This window comes from uncultured Caballeronia sp., from assembly GCF_964243625.1.
Lineage (GTDB): Bacteria > Pseudomonadota > Gammaproteobacteria > Burkholderiales > Burkholderiaceae > Caballeronia.
Genome location: NZ_CAXTGZ010000567.1, coordinates 1 through 3,876, shown reverse-complemented (window position 1 = coordinate 3,876; position 3,876 = coordinate 1). Strand labels below are relative to the sequence as shown.

At 60.0% G+C, this 3,876-nt stretch carries 3 protein-coding genes and 1 pseudogene; 2 read left to right on the top strand and 2 right to left on the bottom strand.

Going from position 1 to position 3,876, the window contains the following annotated elements; genetic code table 11:
- Positions 1-113: 113 nt before the first annotated feature.
- Both ACFFAR_RS27180 and ACFFAR_RS27175 read right to left on the bottom strand, forming a co-directional pair.
- Positions 114-1,115, bottom strand: coding sequence for an aldolase/citrate lyase family protein (locus tag ACFFAR_RS27180; RefSeq protein ID WP_174363349.1), 1,002 nt, complete (start codon positions 1,113-1,115; stop codon positions 114-116).
- Between the two features lie 141 nt (positions 1,116-1,256).
- On the bottom strand, positions 1,257-2,243 hold the full coding sequence (locus ACFFAR_RS27175; RefSeq protein ID WP_056362837.1) for a malate dehydrogenase: 987 nt from the start codon (positions 2,241-2,243) through the stop codon (positions 1,257-1,259).
- 590 nt (positions 2,244-2,833) lie between these two features.
- Between ACFFAR_RS27175 and ACFFAR_RS27170 the strand changes: the two genes are divergently transcribed.
- Both ACFFAR_RS27170 and ACFFAR_RS27165 read left to right on the top strand, forming a co-directional pair.
- Positions 2,834-3,622 carry a GntR family transcriptional regulator gene (locus ACFFAR_RS27170; protein ID WP_062002454.1) on the top strand — a complete coding sequence of 263 codons (789 nt, stop codon included), beginning with the start codon at positions 2,834-2,836 and terminating at the stop codon, positions 3,620-3,622.
- Between the two features lie 157 nt (positions 3,623-3,779).
- A pseudogene (locus ACFFAR_RS27165) lies at positions 3,780-3,876 on the top strand (succinate dehydrogenase, cytochrome b556 subunit); the annotation flags it as partial.

Below are 3,876 nucleotides of genomic sequence, written 5' to 3'. Positions count from 1 at the left end.
TGCCTGCCGTCACGCCCGAAAGCGCGACAGATTTCTTGGGCTTGAACCCGCTGGCGGCGGGTGCTTCTTTCGTCAAGGTATCGCTCATTCGACCCAGTCTCCTGATAGGTAGGTCAAGCTACTTCGTCCTGTGAAAAAAGCGTCTTCGCGCTTTCGGGAATTTCCTGCGCCGACGCTTTCGCGCGTCGCAGCACTGACCAGTAATATCGATAACTCGCGCGATCGTGCAGCGTATCCTGATACCGCGTCGGGCCCCACTGCGCGGTCTGCGCGGCAAGCAGGATCTCCGTCGCTGTAGAGATTTCATCGCTGCGCGGCAGGAAGGCATCGACGATCGGCTTGATCTGGTCCGGGTGAATGCTCCACATGCGCGTGTAGCCGAACTCGTTGCGGGCGCGCCGGGCATCGTTTGCGACCACGCTCATGTCGCGCACTTCGGTGCAGACGTTATGCGACGGCACTTTCCCGTGCGCGTGGCAAGCCGCCGCGATCTCGAGCTTCGCGCGCCGCACGAGCGGGTGATCGAACTGGCCGGGAGAGCGCATGGCGGTATCGGGAATTGCGCCGTTATGCGCCGACACAAAATCCATCAATCCAAAACTCAGCGCTTCCACGCCGGGCAGGGCAGCGAGGTCGAACACCTCGGCCAGCGCGCCATGGGTTTCGATCAGCAATTGGCACGGGATGGCGTGCTGGATTCCGAACTCACACCGCGATGCTTCGATAAACGCGACCATCTCCGCGGCATCGAACACGCTGCGGATCTTCGGAAGCGTGATGTAGGCAGGCGCCTTTTTGGCGGCGCGCAGGATGATGCGGACATCGTCACGCCACGCGCGATTTTCGAAGTCGTGTATCCGTACGCCGACGCGGCCGAAGCGATCACCTTCGCTGCCCAGAAACGATGCCACCAGCTCCGCGTGCGTTGCTTCCTGGCCGACCTGGGCACCGTCTTCGCAATCCAGCGTGATATCGAACACCGGGCCGAGTTGCGCCTGCAATGCGAGCGATTTCCGGATCAGCTTCTCACTTCCAGCATAGTGATCGCACGGGGGCATCACAGCAGGGGGCACATCACCTTCAAACAGCACTTCGGCGGGGGTGAGAGCGCGCATCGTCGGCGTCGGGTTTGCTTTAGAGAGGGTGGGAACTGCGGATTCGAATACGTTCGGTTGTGCGCAGAGCTTGCCCAAACGCACTCGAATCAGCCGCGAGCGCCCGCATACAACGGCGCTCGCGTGACTACATCAGCCTGCTTACTTGCCCAGCAGATGCGCAACACCGTCGCGCTCTTCAAGCAATTCGTTCAGCGTGCCAGTCATCTTCTCGCGCGAGAACGCATCGATTTCCAGGCCTTCGACACGCTTGTATTCGCCGTTTTCGCACGTCACCGGCACACCATAGATGATGTCTTCCGGGATTTCGTACGAACCGTCCGACGGAATGCCCATGGTGACCCACTTGCCGTTCGTGCCGAGAACCCAGTCACGCACGTGGTCGATTGCCGCATTGGCAGCCGATGCCGCCGACGACAGACCACGCGCTTCGATGATCGCGGCGCCGCGCTTGCCGACCGTCGGGATGAAGGTGTTGCGGTTCCATTCGTCGTCGTTGATCAGCTTGGTCAGCGACTCGCCTTCGACCGTGGCGAAGCGGAAATCCGGATACATGGTCGGCGAGTGATTGCCCCACACGGCCAGCTTTTCGATGGCAGCGACCGGCTTGCCCGACTTCGATGCCAGTTGCGACAGCGCACGGTTGTGGTCCAGGCGCAGCATTGCCGTGAAATTCTTCTTCGGCAGGTCCGGCGCCGATTTCATGGCGATGTACGCGTTCGTGTTCGCCGGGTTGCCGACAACCAGCACCTTCACGTCGCGGCTTGCCACGTCGTTGAGCGCCTTGCCTTGCACCGTGAAGATTTCTGCATTGGCGGACAGCAGGTCTTTACGCTCCATGCCCTTCGAACGGGGACGTGCGCCGACCAGCAACGCCACGTCTGCGTCCTTGAACGCGACCTTCGGGTCGTCCGTGACGACCACGCCGGCCAGCAGCGGGAATGCGCAGTCTTCCAGTTCCATGACTACACCCTTGACGGCGCCTTGCGCCTGCGGCAGGTCGAGCAACTGAAGGATGACCGGCTGGTCCTTGCCAAGCAGATCGCCATTGGCGATGCGGAACAGCAGCGAGTAACCGATTTGACCTGCGGCGCCGGTGACGGCAACGCGCTTTGCGGACTTAGCCATTGAGACACTCCTGAACGGTGCGTGAAACGCTAGGGGAAAACGCCATTTTAGGCGCGTTACGCGAAGCGTTGATGAAGCAAGTGATCCGAACTGCGCGGGCAGCCCTGAAAAGCCTGTAACAACGCGCCTGAGGCGGGATTGTCACTGACCGTCCGTAGCATGCCGGCAATCGCAGCCCGCTCCACATGCTGGAAATCGGGTCTTGCAAGCGGGAGTTTGCGCGGAGTCAAGCTTCTTCGGCGCCACCCAACGCTCCGGGCGTCGCGTTTTCCGTCGGGCGCGGGCGTTGCAAGAGCGGGGCACTGGCAGCGGCCAAGCGAACACGAAAGCCGTTCGGCTTGAAGCGATGAGCGAGAGGCATATTGGCGCGAACCCGATGCGGATCATGAGAAGTCCATGCGAAACGCGCCTTGCTGGCCAACAGGCCGGATGCACCGGGTGACGCGTGCGCCACCCCGCAAACCCTTGCTCGCCAAGGAGTGTAGAATTCGAATGATGCAAAGTCAACCATATCATATGTCTTATATAAGACATAGGAATGACCGGGAAACCGCTGGACGCGGCTCGGGCCTTTATGATGAAATGCGCGGATGAATTCGAATCCAGCGAGCACGACGAACCCTTCCGGCACGCCCGGTGCGACTGACGCCGCGCCCGCTTCGTCGCCGACGTTCAGCCCGCTGTACCAGCAAATCAAGGCCCTCATCACGCAAGGGCTGGAATCGGGCGAATGGAAGCCCGGCGAAATCATCCCCAGCGAAGTCGAGCTTGCCGCCCGTTACAAGGTGAGTCAGGGCACGGTGCGCAAGGCCATCGATGAACTCGCAGCCGACAATCTTCTTGTAAGGCGCCAGGGGAAAGGTACATTTGTTGCGACGCACAATGAAGATCGCGTACAGTTCCGCTTTCTACGGTTGCTGCCTGAAGATGGCGATGTCCACCCCCACGTCAGCCGTTTGCTGGAGTGCCGCCGCGTGCGCGCACCCGCCGAAATTGCCCGCCAGCTCGACTTGAAGCCTTCCGATCCGGTGGTGTGCATCAAGCGTCTGCTGCAATTCGACGGCGAAACCACCGTATTCGATGAAATCTGGCTGCCTGGCGCGGTATTCCGCGGCCTGACGGCGGAGCGGCTCGCAGACTACAAAGGCCCGCTTTACGCCATGTTTGAAACCGAGTTCGGTACGCGCATGATCCGGGCATCGGAAAAAATAAGAGCGGTCGGCGCTGACGTCGCGGTCGGAGAATTGCTGGGAGTAAGCGAGGGGTCACCGCTTTTATCTGTTGAGCGTGTGTCCTATACCTACGGCGACCGGCCGGTAGAAGTCCGGCGCGGCTGGTATGTCACGAACGGCTATTACTATCAAAACGATTTGAGTTGAAACAGAACGTGGACGGCTTGATGACGAACCTTGAGGGTCGACATAAAAGCCTTTCTCACGCGATTAGCAATAGCTTCTTGTGAGGCATTTCGCTGCAGCGCGATATGAAAAGGCGCTAAAATCGCGGACTAGTGTGATAACAAAGTTGGGGTCTAGCATGGCTGAAGCTGTAAAAAAACCAAGGCCTGAGTACCGGAATATCGGACTTGCTCAGCTCGCAACCTACCGCTTGCCGCTAGCGGGGAAGGTTTCGA

Coding starts and splice junctions, on each gene's coding strand:
- ACFFAR_RS27180 (WP_174363349.1), bottom strand. CDS start 1,115: ATGCGCGCTCTCACCCCCGCCGAAGTGCTGTTTGAAGGTGATGTGCCC.
- ACFFAR_RS27170 (WP_062002454.1), top strand. CDS start 2,834: ATGAATTCGAATCCAGCGAGCACGACGAACCCTTCCGGCACGCCCGGT.
- ACFFAR_RS27175 (WP_056362837.1), bottom strand. CDS start 2,243: ATGGCTAAGTCCGCAAAGCGCGTTGCCGTCACCGGCGCCGCAGGTCAA.